Annotated in this window: 19 protein-coding genes; 9 read left to right on the forward strand and 10 right to left on the reverse strand. The window is 72.2% G+C overall.

Annotated features, from left to right (window positions below):
* Window positions 1-38: 38 nt before the first annotated feature.
* The 3 genes from IE242_RS15770 to IE242_RS15780 all read left to right on the forward strand — a co-directional run bounded on the left by IE242_RS15770 (window position 39) and on the right by IE242_RS15780 (window position 3,120).
* Entirely contained in the window at window positions 39-1,166 is a 1,128-nt protein-coding gene (locus tag IE242_RS15770) for a FecCD family ABC transporter permease (RefSeq protein ID WP_189859583.1), read from the forward strand.
* Window positions 1,163-1,996 carry a heme ABC transporter ATP-binding protein gene (locus IE242_RS15775; protein ID WP_189859585.1) on the forward strand — a complete coding sequence of 278 codons (834 nt, stop codon included), beginning with the start codon at window positions 1,163-1,165 and terminating at the stop codon, window positions 1,994-1,996. Before IE242_RS15770 ends, IE242_RS15775 begins: the two co-directional genes overlap by 4 nt.
* Before the next feature lie 104 nt (window positions 1,997-2,100).
* Window positions 2,101-3,120 carry an SCO2278 family lipoprotein gene (locus tag IE242_RS15780; RefSeq protein ID WP_189859587.1) on the forward strand — a complete coding sequence of 340 codons (1,020 nt, stop codon included), beginning with the start codon at window positions 2,101-2,103 and terminating at the stop codon, window positions 3,118-3,120.
* 18 nt (window positions 3,121-3,138) lie between these two features.
* Here IE242_RS15780 and IE242_RS15785 read toward each other — a convergent pair whose 3' ends face one another.
* Window positions 3,139-3,870: a bifunctional DNA primase/polymerase gene (locus IE242_RS15785; RefSeq protein ID WP_189859589.1), complete on the reverse strand. Its 732-nt coding sequence runs from the start codon at window positions 3,868-3,870 to the stop codon at window positions 3,139-3,141.
* A gap of 244 nt (window positions 3,871-4,114) precedes the next feature.
* Window positions 4,115-4,759: a TetR/AcrR family transcriptional regulator gene (locus IE242_RS15790; RefSeq protein WP_189859591.1), complete on the reverse strand. Its 645-nt coding sequence runs from the start codon at window positions 4,757-4,759 to the stop codon at window positions 4,115-4,117.
* A gap of 120 nt (window positions 4,760-4,879) precedes the next feature.
* On the opposite strand from IE242_RS15790, the gene IE242_RS15795 reads away from it, so the two are divergent.
* On the forward strand, window positions 4,880-5,059 hold the full coding sequence (locus IE242_RS15795; protein ID WP_189859593.1) for a DUF6243 family protein: 180 nt from the start codon (window positions 4,880-4,882) through the stop codon (window positions 5,057-5,059).
* 3 nt (window positions 5,060-5,062) lie between these two features.
* On the opposite strand, the gene IE242_RS15800 is transcribed toward IE242_RS15795, so the two are convergent.
* The 3 genes from IE242_RS15800 to IE242_RS15810 are packed head-to-tail and all read right to left on the reverse strand — an operon-like array spanning window position 5,063 to window position 8,633.
* On the reverse strand, window positions 5,063-6,073 hold the full coding sequence (locus tag IE242_RS15800; protein ID WP_189859595.1) for a small ribosomal subunit Rsm22 family protein: 1,011 nt from the start codon (window positions 6,071-6,073) through the stop codon (window positions 5,063-5,065).
* A gap of 47 nt (window positions 6,074-6,120) precedes the next feature.
* A complete protein-coding gene (locus tag IE242_RS15805) occupies window positions 6,121-7,308 on the reverse strand; it encodes a serine hydrolase domain-containing protein (RefSeq protein WP_189859596.1) in 1,188 nt (395 codons plus the stop codon).
* Window positions 7,257-8,633 carry a multidrug effflux MFS transporter gene (locus IE242_RS15810; protein ID WP_189859598.1) on the reverse strand — a complete coding sequence of 459 codons (1,377 nt, stop codon included), beginning with the start codon at window positions 8,631-8,633 and terminating at the stop codon, window positions 7,257-7,259. The genes IE242_RS15805 and IE242_RS15810 overlap by 52 nt, the downstream gene beginning before the upstream one ends.
* Before the next feature lie 118 nt (window positions 8,634-8,751).
* Between IE242_RS15810 and IE242_RS15815 the strand changes: the two genes are divergently transcribed.
* Window positions 8,752-9,759, forward strand: coding sequence for a Gfo/Idh/MocA family protein (locus IE242_RS15815; protein ID WP_189859600.1), 1,008 nt, complete (start codon window positions 8,752-8,754; stop codon window positions 9,757-9,759).
* Window positions 9,760-9,783: 24 nt separating this feature from the next.
* On the opposite strand, the gene IE242_RS15820 is transcribed toward IE242_RS15815, so the two are convergent.
* Window positions 9,784-11,463: an alkaline phosphatase D family protein gene (locus IE242_RS15820; RefSeq protein WP_189859602.1), complete on the reverse strand. Its 1,680-nt coding sequence runs from the start codon at window positions 11,461-11,463 to the stop codon at window positions 9,784-9,786.
* Window positions 11,464-11,605: 142 nt separating this feature from the next.
* Here IE242_RS15820 and IE242_RS15825 point away from each other — a divergent pair, with 142 nt between their 5' ends.
* The gene (locus tag IE242_RS15825) at window positions 11,606-12,364 is read left to right on the forward strand and encodes an SDR family oxidoreductase (RefSeq protein ID WP_189859603.1); all 759 of its coding nucleotides are present in this window, start codon (window positions 11,606-11,608) and stop codon (window positions 12,362-12,364) included.
* A 376-nt stretch (window positions 12,365-12,740) separates the two neighbouring features.
* On the opposite strand, the gene IE242_RS15830 is transcribed toward IE242_RS15825, so the two are convergent.
* Entirely contained in the window at window positions 12,741-13,067 is a 327-nt protein-coding gene (locus tag IE242_RS15830) for a nuclear transport factor 2 family protein (RefSeq protein ID WP_189859605.1), read from the reverse strand.
* A gap of 200 nt (window positions 13,068-13,267) precedes the next feature.
* Here IE242_RS15830 and IE242_RS15835 point away from each other — a divergent pair, with 200 nt between their 5' ends.
* Entirely contained in the window at window positions 13,268-13,825 is a 558-nt protein-coding gene (locus tag IE242_RS15835; RefSeq protein ID WP_229858963.1) for a DoxX family protein, read from the forward strand.
* Between the two features lie 209 nt (window positions 13,826-14,034).
* The gene (locus IE242_RS15840) at window positions 14,035-14,328 is read left to right on the forward strand and encodes a MazG-like family protein (RefSeq protein ID WP_189859964.1); all 294 of its coding nucleotides are present in this window, start codon (window positions 14,035-14,037) and stop codon (window positions 14,326-14,328) included.
* Window positions 14,329-14,641: 313 nt separating this feature from the next.
* Here IE242_RS15840 and IE242_RS15845 read toward each other — a convergent pair whose 3' ends face one another.
* Together IE242_RS15845 and IE242_RS15850 are read right to left on the reverse strand one after the other, a co-directional pair.
* On the reverse strand, window positions 14,642-15,589 hold the full coding sequence (locus IE242_RS15845) for an aldo/keto reductase (protein WP_189859607.1): 948 nt from the start codon (window positions 15,587-15,589) through the stop codon (window positions 14,642-14,644).
* 276 nt (window positions 15,590-15,865) lie between these two features.
* Window positions 15,866-16,750 (reverse strand): NAD(P)-dependent oxidoreductase, encoded by an 885-nt coding sequence (locus IE242_RS15850; protein WP_189859608.1) that lies wholly within the window; start codon window positions 16,748-16,750, stop codon window positions 15,866-15,868.
* Window positions 16,751-16,817: 67 nt separating this feature from the next.
* Here IE242_RS15850 and IE242_RS15855 point away from each other — a divergent pair, with 67 nt between their 5' ends.
* The gene (locus tag IE242_RS15855) at window positions 16,818-17,225 is read left to right on the forward strand and encodes a MerR family transcriptional regulator (protein ID WP_189859609.1); all 408 of its coding nucleotides are present in this window, start codon (window positions 16,818-16,820) and stop codon (window positions 17,223-17,225) included.
* A gap of 192 nt (window positions 17,226-17,417) precedes the next feature.
* Here IE242_RS15855 and IE242_RS15860 read toward each other — a convergent pair whose 3' ends face one another.
* Window positions 17,418-17,759: a hypothetical protein gene (locus IE242_RS15860; protein WP_189859610.1), complete on the reverse strand. Its 342-nt coding sequence runs from the start codon at window positions 17,757-17,759 to the stop codon at window positions 17,418-17,420.
* Window positions 17,760-17,791: the final 32 nt, after the last annotated feature.

Genomic DNA, 17,791 nt, shown 5'->3' on the forward strand with positions numbered 1-17,791 from the left:
CAACACCACACCCGCGACACCACCTGTCAGGAAGCCGAATGACCGTACTGGACAAGCCGGCCGACCCCGTCGGGCCGGACGGACCGGCGGAGGACGCGCACACCGCGGAGCACGCGGAGCGCGCGAAACCCGGGGCACGGCGTGCCACGCCCCTCCTCCTCACCGCCGGTCTCGTCGCCGCGCTCCTCGTGCTCGTGCCCGTGGCCGCCGGGCTCGGGGCCTACCCGATCCCCACGGGGGACGTCCTGTCCTCCGTGACCCACCGGCTGGGCCTCGGCGGGGCGGCGCTGGACCGCGTGGCGGAGTCGGTGCTGTGGAACGTACGGTTCCCGCGCATCGTGCTCGCCCTCCTCGTCGGCGCCTCACTGGGCTGCGCGGGCGCGCTGATGCAGGGCGTGTTCGCCAACCCGCTGGCCGAGCCGGGCGTCATCGGCGTCTCCTCCGGTGCGGCGGTCGGTGCGGTCGCGTCCATCTCGCTGGGGCTCACCTTCCTCGGCAACTGGACCGTCTCCGTGCTCGCGTTCCTCGCCGGGCTCGCCACCGTGCTGCTGGTGTACGCGATGTCGCGGTCCGGGGGCCGTACGGAGGTCGTGACGCTCATCCTCACCGGCATCGCCGTGAACGCCTTCGCGGGCGCCCTGATCGGCCTGTTCATCTTCTTCGCGGACACCGCGGCGGTGAACCAGATCACCTTCTGGCAGCTCGGCTCGCTCGCCCAGTCCACCTGGCCGAAGGTGCTGGCGGTCCTGCCGTGCGCGGCCGTCGGACTCGCCGTCGCCCCGCTGTACGCCCGCAAGCTGGACCTGCTCTCCCTCGGCGAGCGGCCCGCCCGGCACCTCGGTGTGGACGTGGAGCGGCTGCGGCTGGTGCTGGTCCTCGTGATCGCGCTGCTGACCGCGGCCGCCGTCAGCGTCTCCGGGATCATCGGCTTCGTCGGGCTGGTCGTGCCGCATCTGCTGCGCATGGCGGCCGGGCCCGGGCACCGGTTCCTGATCCCGGGCAGCGCGCTCGGCGGGGCCGTCGTGCTGCTCGCGGCCGACCTCGCCACCCGTACCCTCGCCGAGCCGGCCGAACTGCCGCTCGGCGTACTGACCGCGCTCATCGGCAGCCCCTTCTTCTTCTGGCTGCTGCGCAGGACCCGCCGCAAGCAGGGAGGCTGGGCATGAAGTCACTGCGTCTGCGGGGGCGTACCGCCACCCCGCCCCCGGCCGCCGCGCCCGGCGAGGTGCTCGCCGAGGCCGAGGGCCTGCACGTCCGCCTCGGCTCCCGCGAGGTGCTGCGCGGTGTCGACGTCGTCGCGCGCGCGGGCGAGGTCCTGGCGCTCGTCGGGCCCAACGGCGCGGGCAAGTCGACCCTGCTGAGCGCCCTGGCCGCGGATCTGCCGGCCACCGCCGGGACCGTACGCGTCCACGGCCGCCCGGCCGACGGCTGGTCCGCGCCCGACCTCGCCCTGCGCCGCGCCGTACTGCCCCAGTCGGCGTCCCTGGCGTTCCCGTTCACGGTCGAGGAGGTCGTACGGATGGGCCGGGCGCCCTGGGCGCACCGGCCGGGCGCCGGCGACGAGGACGACCGGGCCGTGGCCGAGGCCATGGCCGCCACCGAGGTCACGGCGTTCGGGGCCCGCCCCTTCTCCGCGCTCAGCGGCGGTGAGCGCGCCCGGGTGGCGCTGGCCCGGGTGCTGGCCCAGCGGGCGCCGCTGCTGCTGCTCGACGAGCCGACCGCCGCCCTGGACCTGCGCCACCAGGAGCTGGTGCTGCGGGTGTGCCGGGAACGGGCGCGTGCCGGGGACGCGGTGGTCGTGGTGCTGCACGACCTGGGGCTCGCCGCGGCGTACGCGCACCGGGTGGCGGTCCTGCACGCGGGCCGGATCGCGGCCGAGGGCCCGCCGGAGGGGGTGTTCACGGACGGGCTGCTGTCCGAGGTGTACCGCCAGCCCGTGGAGGTGTTCCCGCACCCCCGGACCGGGGAGGTCCTCATCACCCCGAGACGCGACTGAGGTCACCGAGGTCACGGTGTGGCCGCTTCACCCGGTCCCGGCACTCGCGCCTCTCCTTCCCCCGGTAGGGTTCGCCTCCGGGAAGGGGAAGGTGAAGGAGCCTGATGAGCAGGGATCGCGGGGTTCTCAGCGGGCGGTTCGGACGTTTCGCCCTGGTGACCGCATCGGTGACCGTTCTGTCGTTGACGGCGAGCGGCTGTGTGGTCGTGCACGGCGAGCGGGAGATCGTTCCTGCGGCGACGCAGGCCGAGGCCGCCCGTGCGCTGAAGGACTTCACCACCGCGTACAACAAGGCCGACAAGGCGTTCGACCAGTCCCTGGACGCCGAGCGGGTGGCCGGCGCGCTCGCCGCCATCGACAGCGCCAAGCTGAAGGCGGGCAGCAAGGTCAGCCCGGACGGCAACGCGTCCCACGCGCCGCTGGAGCTGACCGACGCCGAGTTCACCATCCCGGAGAAGGCGGGCTGGCCGCGCTGGTTCGTCGCCGACGCGGACTCCAACAAGGGCGCGGAGGACGCCCGCTGGCTGCTGGTGTTCACGCGGGCGAGCGCCGACGACGTGTGGGCGGTGTCGTATCTGACGATCCTGAGCACCGACGACATACCGGAGTTCGAGAAGGACGAGGACGGGAACGCGCAGCCGGTCACCGCCGACGACGCGGCGCTCGCGGTGGCCCCGGGCAAGCTCGGGAAGGCGTACGTCGAGTACATGGACTCCGCCGACGACGGCGACTCCGCGGGCGGGGCCTTCGCACCCGGGAGGTACACCTCCGAGTGGCGGACGGAACGGAGAAAGAACGAGAGCAAACCGGGGCTCGCCCGGCAGTACATCGACGAGCCGCTCACGGGCGGCGCGTACGCCCCGGTGGGGCTGCGGACGAAGGACGGCGGGGCGCTGGTCTTCTTCGCCACGCGCCACTACGAGAAGCAGACCGCCCACCAGGGGGTCGACATCCCCGTCTCGAACGCGAACGTACAGGCGCTGCTGACCGGCGACGTGAAGTCCTCGCTGACGCTGGAGCGCGTCTCCAACCAGGCGGTGCTCGACCCGGCACGGACGGCGTCGGACCAGCAGGTGCGGTTCCTGAGCCGCGTGGACGGGCTCGTCGCCGCGAAGGGCGAGTAGGCAGGCGCTGCGGGTTCCTCAGCCCCGCAGCGGCCAGGCCGCCGAGGAGTGGTCCGCGTCCTCGCCCGCGTACCGGGAGCAGGTGTCGGTGAGGATCTCCAGCAGGCTGAGCGGGTCCGGCAGCGGGTGTTCGGGGCCGCGCACCCACCGGACCCCGAGATCGCCCGGCAGCCGGGCCGGCGGTACGAGGACGTACGAACCCCGGCAGTGCCAGCGCAGTCCGGGGTGCTCGTCCATCGTCTCGGGGTGGCAGTCCAGCTCGCAGGGCCACCACTCGTCCTCGTCCTCGGGGGTGCCGCGGGTGAGGGTGAAGAACAGCATGCGGCCGTCGCCGGTCTCGGCGACCGGGCCGACGTCGATCCCGGCGGCGAGGAGCCGCTCCAGGGCCTCGTACCCGGCTTCGAGGGGGACGTCGAGGACGTCGTGCACCATGCCGGTCGCGGTGATGAAGTTGGCCTGCGGCTGGTGGCGGGCCCATCGTTCGATCTGGGCGCGGTCGGTCGTGGACTGCGTCTGCCAGGCGAAGGAGACGGGGTGGCGGGCGGGCGTCGGACAGCCGACGCGGTCGCAGGAACAGCGGTAGCCGTCGACGGGGTGCGCGGCGGGCGCGAGCGGCAGTCCCGCGGCGGCGGTGGCCAGCAGCAGGGCCTCACGTCCGCCGTCCCCGGCGTCCTGCTTGAGGCGGCGACCGCGCAGCCACTGGGAGATCCTGCCCTGCCCGCCAGGGCGGCGGCCGAACTCAGCGCTCATGTATCCCCTCGCCTCGCTGTGGTGCGGACAGCATGCCTCATGGTCCCACCATCCTGCGCTCCCGGTGACCGGAGACCGCGTCCGGGGTGGGTGGGGCGGTGCCGCCGCCCAGGCAGCGATCAAGGGCTATTGAGCGCTTTGGCGGCATTTGCCGCACCGTTGCGGGTATCCACGGTCACCTTGGTCACACCTGACGCACACCGGTCGCACGGAGGCATGGAGCGGTCGCACAGAGTGGCGGCGATCAGCGGGGCGCCAGTCCGTGCAGCGCGTAGTCGACGAGGGCGTCCGTGTACTCATGGGAGATGGGGCCGGTGCGCTGGAGCCAGCGCTGGGCGAGCGGGGAGACGAAGAGTTCGAGCGCGATGCGCAGGTCGATCCCGGGCCGGATGTCACCGGCCTCCTGTGCCGTCTCCAGCCTCCGCACATACAGCTGGAGGCCGGGTTCGAGCAGCCGGGCGACGAACTCGGTGCTGACCTTCTCGTCGGCGACGCCCTCGGCGGCCAGGGCCCGGTAGGGCGCCTCGAACTTCGGGTCCAGCAGTTCGTCGACGGTCGCCCGCAGTACGTACTTGAGGTCGGCCGCGAGGTCTCCGGTGTCCGGCAGCCCGTGCTCCAGCGACTGCTCCCCGCCACGTCCGGCCGCGGCCTCGGCGGCCTGCTCGCTCGCCTGCGCGCCGAGGTCGAGGAAGGCCTCCAGCAGCACATCGGCCTTGGAGGACCACCACCGGTAGATCGTCTGCTTGCCGACCCCGGCGCGGGCGGCGATGCCCTCGATGGTCGTCTTCGGGTAGCCGACCTCCGTGACGAGGGCGAGGGCGGCGTCGTAGATCGCGCGGCGGGACTTCTCACTGCGCCGGGCGGCGTCGGGGGCGGGCTTCTGAACCATGTTCCTCAATTTATCAGTTGACAAGACGGTGCGTCTCGCCTGACCCTGTACGGGCAAGCAAGCGAGACGGTACGTATCGTCACGCAGCTGGGGGGACTCAGAGACGAGAAGGAGCACACCATGCCCCGAGGCGGAGCCGGAAACATGCTGGGTGTCGGCGGTACGCGCAGGAACCTCGGCCGCAAGGCCATGCGCGGCGGCAACCGGGGCGCCGGCATCGGCGGCGGCCAGGACCCGGCCGCCCAGAAACGCGAGCTGCTGCGCAAGCTGCAGGAGGGCCGCCGTACCGGAACCACGTGACGGTCACTCGTCCGTCGCCGGGGGCCACGCGTCCCCCCAGTCCGCGTCACGGGCCGCCCGGTAGAGCGGTCCGTGGCGCTTGGTGACCGTGGCGCGGCGCAGGGACGGTTCGGTCTCGCACAGGTCGAGGAGGACCTGGCCCTTGCGGATCTGGGGCCTGCGCACGATGCGGGACGCGGCCGGGGCGGGCGGGAAGCGGGTGGCGGCGACGTAGGCGAACTTCTCGTCCTCGTACGCCAGGGAACCGCCCTTGACCTGGCGGTGCAGGGAGGAGCGGCTCACCCGCGCGGAGAAGTGGCACCAGTCCTCGCCGGGCACTATCGGGCAGGTGGCGCTGTGCGGGCAGGGCGCCGCGACGTGGAACCCGGCGCCGATCAGCCGGTCGCGGGCCTCGATGACGCGGGCGTAGCCGTCGGGGGTGCCCGGCTCCACGATCACCACGGCCCGGCCCGCGGCCGCTGCGGCGTCCACCACCGAGGCGCGGTCGGCGTCGGTCAGCTCGTTGAGGACGTAGGAGACGGTCACGAGGGTGTCGGTGTCCGGACCGCCGAGGTCGAGCGCCGCTCCGATCCGGGCCCGCTTCCACTCCACGGCCCTCAGGTCCGGGTGGGCGGCGGCGATCTCCCGGCCGAGCGCGAGCGCGGGTTCCGCCCAGTCCAGCACGGTCACCGGCCGCCGTCCCGCCCAGGTGGCGCCGACGGCCCAGGTCGCCGCGCCGGTGCCGCCCCCGACGTCCACGTGGCTGCCCGGCACCCAGCCGGGCACCGCGTCCGCGAAGGCCGCGAGCGCCGAGCGCACCGCCTCGAACGTGGCCGGCATCCGGTACGCGGCATAGGCGACCACGTCGGAGCGGTCCCGTAGCACGGGCGCGTCCGTCGGCGTCCGTCCCCGGTAGTTGGCGATCAGCCGCTCGACGGCCTGCGCGGCGGCCTTCGGCGGCAGCCCGTCGAGCAGCCCGGCGAGGGCGTCACGCAGGGTCTCGGCGGTCTGAGCAGGGGAAACGGGGGTGGTCACCCGTCGATTCTCTCAGCTTCCGCGCACCGCCCGCGCCGACCGCTCCCTCAGCTCCCGCGCACCGCGCGCGCCAGCCGTGTCGCCGCCGCCGCGCGCGGCCCGTGGTCCGGGACCGGCCGGCGCCGGGGGTGCACCGCGTTGGCCAGCAGCACCAGGAACGTGTCCGTCGCCGGGTCCAGGACCAGGGACGTTCCCGTGAAACCGGTGTGGCCCGCCGCGCCGCGGCCCGCCAGCTCGCCCATGAACCGGGGCCGGTCGAGCAGGAACCCGAGGCCCGGCGGGGTGAACATCAGCTCGACGAAGCCGGGGCCGAGGATGCGGGCCGCACCGTACGAGCCGCCGGACAGCAGTGTCCGGCAGAACACCGCGAGGTCCCGGGCGGTGGCGAACAGGCCCGCGTGACCGGCCACCCCGCCGAGCGCCCACGCGTTCTCGTCGTGCACCTCGCCGCGCAGCATGCCCCGGTCCGCCTTCGCCCACGGCCGCCGCTGGTCCTCCGTGGCCGCCGCGCCCGGGCAGGGCCCGAAGCCCGTCGCCGTCATGCCGAGCGGGCGGGTGATGCCGTCGCGCACGAGGCCGTCCAGGGTGCGGCCGGTGACGCGCTCCAGCAGGTGCTGGAGCAGCAGCATGTTCAGGTCGGAGTAGCGGCGCGCCGTGCCCGGCCGCGCCGTCGGCGCCTCGGCGCGCAGCAGGGCGAGCCGGGAGGCGTCCGACGCGCACTCGTAGAGCGGGAGTTCGGGCCGCAGCCCGGAGGTGTGGGTGAGGAGCTGCCGTACGGTGATGCCGTGCTCGGCGGCCGCCCGGAACTCCGGCAGATACGTCCCCACCCGCGCGTCGACGCCGAGCGTGCCGCGCTCCAGCTGCTGCACCGCCGCGACCGTGGTGAACAGCTTGGTGAGCGAGGCCAGGTCGAAGGGCGTGGCGGGGGTGGCGGGCACGCGGTCGCCCGGCGGCAGTTCGACGCCCCGGCCCGTCGTCTCGTCGTACGACGCGTAGCCGACCGCCCAGCCCATCGCCTCCTCCACCGCGACGACCGGCCCGCGCCCGGCGACCACGACGGCGCCCGCGGCCCACGGGCTCCGTCCCGCCGTGCGGGCCCGCACCTCGCGTACGAGTGCCCGCAGGTGAACGGCGTCGAGTCCGGCCTGTTCCGGGCTGCCGGTGCGCAGTCGCGGTGGTGCGCTCAGCTCCCCGCTCCCTCCTCCAAGGCCGCACGGTTCTTCCAGGGACGGCACAGTGCCACGAAGCAGCCGACGGCGACCAGTACCGCGGCCAGCTGGACGACGGCCATCGGGACGGCGGTGTCCTCGCCCGCGATCCCGACGAGGGGCGAGGCGACCGCGCCGATGAGGAACGACGACGTGCCGAGCAGCGCGGACGCGGACCCGGCCGCGTGCCGGACGCGCAGCAGGGCGAGCGTCTGCATGTTGGGCAGGGTGATGCCCATCGCCGACATCAGCACGAACAGCGCGGCGGACACCGGCACGAGGCCCACCTCGCCGAGGACTCCGGTGGTCATCAGGAGCAACGCGACCGCGGCCACCGTGACGACGCCGAGGCCGACGGCGAGCACCCGTTCCAGGCTGACGCGGCCGACGAGGATCCGGCCGTTGACCTGGCCGGCGATCACCAGCCCGACCGAGTTCACCCCGAACAGCAGGCTGAACGTCTGCGGAGAGGCCCCGAAAATCTCCTGTACGACGAACGGGCTTGCCGATACGTAGGCGAACAGCGTGGCGAACGTGAACCCGCCCGCGAGCATGTACCCGGTGAAGACCCGGTCGGCGAGCAGCCCGCGCATCGCGCGCAGGGTCTCGCCGACGCCGCCCGCGTGCCGTTCGGCGGGCGGGAGCGTCTCCGGGAGCCGTGCCCAGACGACCGCGGTGAGCGCGACACCCAGCACGACGAGGACGACGAACACGCCCCGCCAGTCCGTCGCGCGCAGGATCTGCCCGCCGATGAGCGGCGCGACGATCGGCGCGACGCCGGAGATGAGCATGAGGGTGGAGAAGAAGCGGGCCATCGCCACGCCGTCGTACAGATCGCGGACGACGGCCCGGGCGATCACGATCCCGGCCGCTCCCGCGAGCCCCTGCACCAGCCGGAGGGCGACGAGTGTCTCGACGGTCGGCGCGACGGCGCACAGCGCGGTGGCGACGACGTAGACGGCGAGCCCGGCGAGCAGCGGCCGGCGGCGTCCCCACCGGTCGCTCATCGGCCCGACGACGAGCTGCCCGAGCGCCATGCCCAGCAGGCAGGCGGTGAGGGTGAGCTGCACCGTCGCGGCGGGCGCGCTCAGCGCCTCGGTGACCTCCGGCAGGGCCGGGAGGTACATGTCCATCGCCAGCGGGGGCGTGGCGGTGAGGCCGCCCAGGACGAGGGTGACGAGGAGACCGGTGCGGCGCGAGGCCCGCAGAGCGCGGTCACCGGCCGGCGTCCGTGTGTCTGCGCTGCCCCGCGTGTCTCTGCTGTCCCGTGTGTCTTTGGTGGTGTTCGATATGTGCTGCTTCGGATCTTCCTGACGTGCCTGGTCCCGCGTGGTACGGCCACGCTCGGGCATGAGCCCCTCCCTCTGAGATCGGTCCGCCACCTATGCTCTCAGTTCGAACTACGTGATCCATCACGGAAATACGTGCGTCAGAGGCGCTCCAGGGGAGACAGGGGACACAGGGGTGGGCATGAGCGGGCCGGTCGGCGAACGCGTGCGGTGGGGAATTCTGGCGACCGGCGGGATCGCCGCGACATTCACGGCGGACCTGGTGGACCTGCCGGACGCGGAGGTCGTGGCCGTCGCCTCGCGCAGCATGGACTCGGCGAAGGCGTTCGCCGAACGGTTCGGCATACCGCGTGCGTACGGCGACTGGGCCTCCCTCGCCGCCGACGAGGACGTGGACGTGGTGTACGTCGCCACCCCGCACGCGGCGCACCGGGCGGCGGCCGGACTGTGCCTGGAGGCCGGGCGGAACGTACTCCTGGAGAAACCGTTCACCCTGAACGCGCGCGAGGCGGAGGAACTGGTCGCGCTCGCCCGGCAGCACGGCGGCTTCCTGATGGAGGCCATGTGGATGTACTGCAACCCGCTGGTCCGGCGGCTGGCCGACCTGGTGCGGGACGGTGCGATCGGTGAAGTGCGCACCGTCCAGGCGGACTTCGGGCTCGCGGGCTCCTTCCCTCCCTCGCACCGGCTGCGCGACCCGGCCCAGGGCGGCGGCGCGCTGCTCGACCTCGGGGTCTACCCGGTGTCGTTCGCGCAGTTGCTGCTCGGCGAGCCCGCGGACGTGACGGCGCGAGCGACGCTCTCGGAGGAGGGCGTCGATCTCCAGACGGGGGCACTGCTCTCCTGGGAGAACGGTGCTCTCGCCCAGCTGCACTGCTCCATCGTCGGCGGCACGTCCACGTCCGCGTACATCACGGGCTCGCACGGCCGCATCGACGTGCCGTACGGCTTCTTCTTCCCTGAGCACTTCGTGCTGCACCGCGACGGGCGCGAGCCGGAGACCTTCAAGGCGGACCCGGCCGCCGGCCCGCGCAACAGCCTCAAGCACGAGGCCCTGGAGGTCATGCGCGCGCTGCGGGCCGGCGAGACCGAGTCCCCGCTCGTCCCCCTGGACGGCACCCTCGCCGTGATGCGGACACTCGACGCGATACGGTCGCGCGTCGGTGTCCGCTACCCCGGCGAGGAGTGACGCCAGGCCGCTTCGGCAGGGGGGTCACGCCGGCTCGAGCCCCGGGTTCCCCGCCTCGGTGACGAACGACGCCGCGGTGGTGATCGCCGCACCCGGCGTCGTCACCGCCGGCACCGTCTTGAAGTCGGCGCGGGCCTCGTCCGCGCCGAGGGCGACGGTCACATAGCCGCGCCGCCCGTTGTAGAACTTCATGTGCGGGTTGGCGGTCATGTACGTGTCCCAGTTGGCCGGCTTGTCGGAGCCGTCCCGGCCGCTGCTGATCGACGTGGTGACGATCTCCGTGCCGACGGTCCGCGACGACTGATCGGCGAAGTCGCGCTTGATGTCGAACGCGTAGTGGACGTGGACGTCGCCGGTCAGGACCATCAGGTTCTCGATCCCGGCGGCGTCCGCACCGGCGAGGATCCGCTCGCGCGAGGCCGGGTAGCCGTCCCAGGAGTCCATCGACAGCTTGTAGGTGTCACCGGTGGCGTTGCGCCGCTCGGAGAAGGTGACCTGCTGCGGGACGACGTTCCACACCGCGCGGGACTTCCGCCAGCCGTTCAGCAGCCACCGCTCCTGCGTGGCGCCGGTCATGGTGCGCGAGGGGTCCTCGGACTCGGGCCCGGAGTACTGCCAGCCGTCGCCGTACGCCTGGTCGGAGCGGTACTGACGGGTGTCGAGGATGTCGAACTGCGCGAGCCGGCCCCAGTGCAGGCGGCGGTAGAGCTGCATGTCGGACCCGTCGGGGCGCTGCGGGGTGCGCAGCGGCTGGTTCTCCCAGTACGCGCGGTAGGCGGCGGCGCGGCGCAGCAGGAACTCCTCCGGCGGCACGGAGTTCTCGGGGATGTCGCCCGCGTAGTTGTTCTCGGTCTCGTGGTCGTCCCAGGTGACGACGAAGGGGTGCGCGGCGTGCGCGGCCCGCAGGTCGGGGTCCGTCTTGTAGAGGGCGTACCGCAGGCGGTAGTCCTCCAGGGTCACCGTCTCCTTGTTGAAGAAGTCGGGGAGGGTGCGGTCGGTGTAGTTGCGGTAGCCGCCGACCGCGCTGACGGCGTACTCGTACAGGTAGTCCCCGAGGTGGAAGACCACGTCCACGTCGTCCTGCGCGAGGTGCCGGTACGCCGTGTAGTACCCGTCGTGGTACGCCTGGCAGGAGACGGCCGCGAGGGTGAGGGCGGAGGCGCGGCTCCCCTGGGCCGGGGCGGTGCGCGTACGGCCGGTGTCGCTGACGAAGCGACCGACGCGGAAGCGGTAGTAGTACGCGCGCCCGGCGTCCAGGTGCCCGACCTCGACGTGCACGGTGTGGTGGAACTCGGGGTGGGCGGTGGCGGTGCCGCGTCTCACCACCCGCCGGAAGCGCTCGTCGCGGGCGACCTCCCACTGCACGCTGATCCGCTGGGCCGGCAGTCCGCTGTCGGCCTGGTACGGCTTCGGGGCGAGTCGCGTCCACAGGAGCACCGAGTCGGGCAGCGGGTCACCGGAGGCCACGCCGAGCGTGAACGGGTCCTCGGTGATCTGGGCCGCGTCCAGTTCGGCGGCGCTCGCGGCACCGACGGCCGGGAGGTTCACGGCGAAGGCGAGCGCGGCGGCGGCACCGGTGGTGGTGAGGAACCGGCGACGGCCGAAGTGGCGGGCGACGGCCCGGAGTTCGGCGTCGTGCTGGGAGATGCGGCCGGGTGCAAAGGCGTGCGACGGCTGAGACGGCTGTTGGGCTGCGGGTGTCATCTGGCCCTCCCGTGATGGTGGTTGTACGACGCATTGGAAGGGCCAGGGTCGACGCCAGGCTGTCGCGTACACAACAGTCAGATGGCGGCCACATGAGTTCCGGATGGCGTGGTCTCGCCTACGCTGCGGCCCCATGGACGACATGCGGACTGCACAACCCAAGATCGCGGCCGTGACGGGCGCGGGTTCCGGTATCGGCCGCGCCGTGGCGCGCGAACTGCTCGACGCGGGCTGGTCGGTGGCGCTCGCCGGCCGGCGCGCGGAGCGGCTGGCGGAGACGGCGGAGGGGCACGCGGCGTCCCGGGCGTTGTGCGTACCCACGGACGTGACGCGCCCGGAGGAGGTGGCCGCCCTGTTCACCGCCGTGCGGAACCGTTTCGGGCGGCTGGACTTCCTGTTCAACAACGCGGGCACGTTCGGACCGGGCGGCGTCCCGGTGGAGGAGCTGGACTACGCGGCCTGGCGGCACGTGGTGGACACCAACCTCAACGGGGCGTTCCTGTGCGCGCAGGCGGCGTACCGGCAGATGAAGGAACAGGAACCGCAGGGCGGCCGGATCATCAACAACGGCTCGATCTCGGCGCACACCCCCCGCCCGCACTCGGTGGCGTACACGGCGACCAAACACGCGCTGACCGGCCTCACCAAGTCCCTGTCGCTGGACGGCCGTCCGTACGGCATCGCCGTCGGCCAGATCGACATCGGCAACGCGGCGACGGACATGACCGAGCGGATGCAGCGGGGCGTGCTCCAGGCGAACGGGCAGCTGGCGGCGGAGCCGGTGATGGATGTGGCGGACGTGGCGCGCACGGTGCGGCACATGGCGGAGCTGCCGCTGGAGGCGAATGTCCAGTTCACTACGGTTCTGGCCACGACGATGCCGTATGTGGGACGGGGTTAGCCCGGATGTGACCGATCGGTCGTGTCCGTTTCAACCTACACAAGAGGAATGCTCAACTCCGCGCCATTCCGGCACGTGAGGGACTTATGCTCAACATCCCTCCACCGGAGCTTCACACTTGGGGCGGCGCACTTCCGCCGTCGCGTCGCCACCGCACAGCCATCGCACGAGGACCACATCGAGGGGGGATGGCGGCAGTCGTTCCGCGGACCGGACCGGGGGCGGACCTCGCTCGGGACCGCGAGGTGTGCACCGGCCGCGGAACGGCTGCCGCGCACCGGACGCGATGTGCGGCAGCGGGGCGTACGGCGGTCAGGCATTCAAGGCGGTCCGGCCCTCAAGGTAAGGCTGTCAGGCCCTCAAGGCGGTCAGGCCCTCAGGCCCCGGCGGTTTCGAAGCGGCAGATCCTGCCGTCGTCGCCGACCGTGAAGTACCAGCGGGTGCGCATCTCGCCCCAGGTGTCGTTGCGGTAGCGGGCGATGAGGGCGCGACCGCCCCGGGACTCCTTGTCCACGTGGATATGGCCGCGGGAGGCGAAGATCTCCCGCTCGGTCCAGTCGTCGAGGTCGTGTTCCGAACCGTCGTCGGACATGGTCGCGCCGGGCGCGAGGAGTGCCCTGAACGCCTCGCGGTCATGGGCGTTCACGGCGGTGACGAAGGCACGCACCGCGGGGTCGCTCAGTCTGGCCACCTGGATCGTCATGCCTGTCAGCCTCACATCGGCATCGGGGCCCCGCCACCCGAAGGCCCGCCGAGGCACTCACCCGGCCGGCCACCCGGCCAGCCACCCGGCCAGCCACCCGATCGGCCGCGCGGGACGGTCGCGGAGGGGTGGTCGGTGGGACGGTGGAGACGCGGGGGAAGGAAGTGCAGGCCTTCATCCCCTCTGCCCCGGGAGTCACCGTGACCTCTTGCTTCGACCGACGCGATCTCGGACTGCTGCTGCTCCGCCTCGGCACGGGAGGCGTCCTCGCGGCGCACGGCACACAGAAACTCTTCGGCTGGTTCGGCGGGCACGGCCTCGAAGGCACGGGAGGCTGGATGGAGTCCATCGGCTACAAGCCGGGCAAGCAGAGCGCGCTGGCGGCGGGCCTCGCCGAGACCGGCGGCGGCGCGCTGCTGGCGCTGGGCCTCGCGACACCCGCGGCCGGCGCGGCCGCCGCGGGCGCGATGGCGGGCGCCGCCGCGGTGCACATGCCCAACGGGTTCTTCGCCCAGGAGGGCGGTTACGAGTACGCGGCGGCGCTCGGCCTGACCGCCACCGGCCTCGCGGTCACGGGCCCCGGCCGGCTGTCCCTGGACCACGCCAGCGGCCACGCCCTCAACCGCGGCTGGATGGTGCCGCTGGCCCTCGCGGGGACGGCGGCGGTGACGTCGCTGGTCGTGGGGGCGCGGAACAGACGGGTGCGACAGGAGACGGAGGAGAAGGCGGGGAAGCAGGATCCGCTGCCCGAGGGCTGAGCGAGCGTGACAGGCTGCGGCGCATGAGCGACAGCAGCCGGCCTCAGCGCCTCTCCTCCGACTTCCCCCACTCACCCAACTCTCCCAACTCGCCTGACTTTCCTGACTCTCCTGACTCTCCAGACCCTCTCGGCTCTTCCGGCTCTTCCGGCTCTTCCAGCCCTCTCGATTCTTCCGGCTCTTCCGGTTCTCCCGACCTCTGGACGTCCATAGCCCGCCTCCACTCATGGCTGGAGGAGCACCGCCCCGCCGACCGCGAGGACGCCCTGCTCCTCCGGGTGCTGAAGCTCTCGGAGGAGGTCGGCGAGGTCGCCCAGGCGGTGATCGGCGCGACCGGCCAGAACCCGCGCAAGGGCACCACCCACACCTGGGACGACGTACGGTCCGAGCTGTGCGACGTGGTCATCACCGCCCTGGTGGCCCTGCGCACCATGACCCCCGACGCCCGTGAGGTCTTCGGCGCGCATCTGGAGGGTGTGGTGAAGCGGTCGCTGGGCTCGTGACATCGGCACCATGGGCTGCGCCGGTTCCGCGATGTCGGTCAGTGGTCAGCCAGTGATCACCTCGTTGTCCGCGAGGCTCTCGGTCCGAGCCGTGACCGTGCCGCTCAGGGACTTGACCGTGTCGGCGATCGCGGAGGCGTCGGCTCCCGACTGCTCGGCCTGTCCGGCGAGGGAGTCGAGCGCGTACCCGGAGGCGTAGAACTGCTCGTACAGCTTCTTGTAGGCCGCGTGGTAGACGGCGTCGAAGGCGTCCGTCTCCAGGAACCGCTCCTTGAGGATGTTGCCGCCCAGGCCACAGTGGCGCGTCGGAGCGTCAGACGGTCTCGTCGAGCAGGCGCCGGTGCTCGTCGGGCAACCGCAGGCGGGCCCCGGCGAGGGCCTCGTCTAGCTGCCCGGGGGTGCTGACGCCGACGATGGGAGTGGCACCCGGCTTCCCCCCGATCAGCCAGGCCAGGACAACCTGGTTCCGGCTCACCCCGAGCTCCCCGGCCACCTTGTCGAGAGCCGCCAGCCGCCGTGACGTACCGGGGTGCTCGTAAGCCTCGGGAAGCGGCCGGTCCGAACGGGCGTAGAAGCCGTTCAGCAGGGCGGTGTACACCCACAGGGACAGCTCCGGCTCGCTGTCGACATAGTCGACGACCTCATCGGTGACCCAGGCGAACCGGTGGTCGACGCCGGGCACCGGCACGCCGGGACGGGGCTGGAGGTAGGAGTGCCGCAACTGAAGTGCGGTGTACCCCGCACGCCCAGTCTCGCGGGCGATCTGCCGGGCCCGCTCCACCCGCCACACAGGGTGGTTGGAACACCCCAGCCGTCCCACGGCACCCTCGGCGACCAACGCGCCGAAAGCCTCGACGGACTCGTCCAGCGAGACGCCCCGGTCCTCCATGTGAGCCCAGTACAGATCGATCCGATCGGTACCCAGCCGCCGCAGGCTGCCTTCGACACCGGCTCTGATCGCCGGTGCCGACAGCCCCTCCCGGTTGGCCGGCCAGTCACCGGGACCGACCGGCTCGGCACCCACCTTGGTGCTGATGTACACCTGCTCGCGCCGACCGGGCCGACGGGCCAGCCACCGCCCGACGAGCTCCTCGCTCTGCCCGCCGCGACCACTCGGGTCGGACCAGAAGGCGTAGCAGTCGGCGGTGTCTAGCATCGTCCCGCCGGCGTCGACGAACCGGTCGAGCAGACGTGACGACGCGTCGAAGCCGACCGTGGTGCCGAAGCCCATCGTGCCCAGCGCAAAGTGCACATCGGACATTGTCCAGTCCTTCCCGACGAGTGGAGGGGGCTCGCGCAGACAGGAAGGAACCTGCCGTGCGCGCTCGTCATCCTGGCGCTTCAAGTGCGCTCGAAGGCAAGCGGGGGAACGGAGACCGGCTCACTTGCCCACGCGGCCCGGGAACCGGCCCGCTCGATACAACGCCGCTGCTCCTGCCGAGAGGCCACCCGGCGCCGCGCGGCGCACGCCCGCACCGACGCCGAGGAGGCCGTCCCTGAAGCACGACGGACCGGTCGACCCGCGGCTCAGGGCCGGTCAGTCGGTGCTTGGCCTGCTGAACTCCTCGATCAGCACCGGATACTGCTCGCCGCCGTGTCCCGCGGCGATCGACCGGTCGGCCATCGCCTTGATCAGCCTCGGCAGTTCGGCATTGACGCCCACCGCCTCGCTCTCCTCGACGAGGTGCGCCATGGCCCGCGCGTCGGTCTCCAGGGCCGACACCTCGGCCGGGAAGGAGCCGCTGTCGATCTGCTCGGCGTACCCGGGCAGCCACTCGGCCACCCCGGCCGCGATCTGCCGCGCGAACGGCGCATACGTCACGGCGTCGACACCGGCCGTCCTGAGCAGAGCGGTGCCGTGCAGCCAGGCGTTCAGGACGCTCCACATCATGGTCAGACCGGCCACGTCGTACAGGGACGCCAGGCCATGGTCCGCGCCCAGATAGGTCACGGTACCGAGCGCGGCGAGTGCCGACTTGTGCGCTTCGAAGTCCGCCTCCGGTCCGCTCTGCAGAATCTCCGCCTCGGCGGTGCCGATCGTCGCCGGGATGGCCATGACGGCGCCGTCCAGGTAGCGGGCGCCTCGCTGTTCGGCCCACCGGGCGGTTGCTCGGGCCTGGGCCGAGTCGCCCGAGGTCAGGTTGATCAACGTCGCACCGTCGAGGTCGACGTCCTTCGCGCCGAGCAGCTCGCGCACGGCCTCGTAATCGGTGACGCAGATGATCGTCAGGGAGCCTGCCTCGATCGCATCGCCGACTGTCGGCGCCGGCCGCGCCCCTTGGGCCACCAGCCGGTCGGCCTTGGAGGCCGTGCGGTTCCACACGGTCGTTCGATGCCCGGCTTTCAGAAACGCCCCGGCGAGTGCCTGGCCCATCAGCCCGAGTCCGATGACTGTCACGGGTGTAGCGGTTTCGTTGGTCATGGCAGCATCGTCAACGTTGATACCGGTGTGAAGGTCAAGCGAGGTTTCCATGCGGACGGTGCGGACGATGCGGATCGGGGAACTGAGTCGCCGGACGGGCGTCAACGCCCACCAGTTGCGCTACTACGAGGCCCAGGGCCTGCTGGAGGCAGACCGCGGCGCAAACGGGTACCGCACATATGACGAGAGCGCCGTACTGCGGGTGAGACAGATCCGCCACCTGCTCGGTGCCGGACTGTCCTCCGAGGACATCGCGTACCTGCTGCCCTGTGCGGTCGGAGAGACCCCGGAGCTGCTCGGATGTCCGGAATTGCTGGCCGCGATGCGGTCACGGCTGCAGCGACTGGACGATCAGATGGCCACGCTCGCTCAGTCCCGCACCGCTCTTGCCGACTACATCGACGCGGCTGAGCGGATGGGCAACCAGACCTACCCGCCCTTCGACGGGGCCGACCCGGAGTCCGTCCCCGCCTGAACGGCCCGTCGCGACAGCCCACCCGGACCGGCGGACGGGCGTCCGAGGCGAGGAGGCCTCACCATGTCCCGCAGACGACGTCCGCGTGACCTCGGCCCTCACCGGGCGCGTCGACCACAACGAGGCGACCGTCATCGCTCACGCGGACCGTGCCGTCGGACATCTCGACGTCGTCGTCGCGGAAGGCGGGCCTCACAGCTCGCCGAGCACTCCGCGCCAGGTCCAGCCCGACGTGAGGACGGCGTCCCGCAGGGGGTTGCGCAGGTCCGCCGCGCTGAAGCGGAAGGTCTCCGTCGCTTCGAGGTCGCCGTTCTCCCCGCGCTGGACCGTGTAGTGGCGGGAGACGGTTCTGTCGGGCCCGCGCGTGTACTCCCCTGAGATCTTGAGCTCCGGCGGGTTCCCGATCCGGGTGACCTCCCATGATTTCTCGAGGGCGCGTACCTCGTGCTTCTCCGGGACCAGGCGCATCCGGATGCGGCCCGCCCGACTCAGCTGCGACTCGACGAAGATGACCTGCCAGGCGGGCTCCGCCATCCGCCACTCCGCCACCAGCAGTCCGACAGGAC

The organism is Streptomyces poonensis (genome assembly GCF_014650915.1).
GTDB lineage: Bacteria > Actinomycetota > Actinomycetes > Streptomycetales > Streptomycetaceae > Streptomyces > Streptomyces poonensis.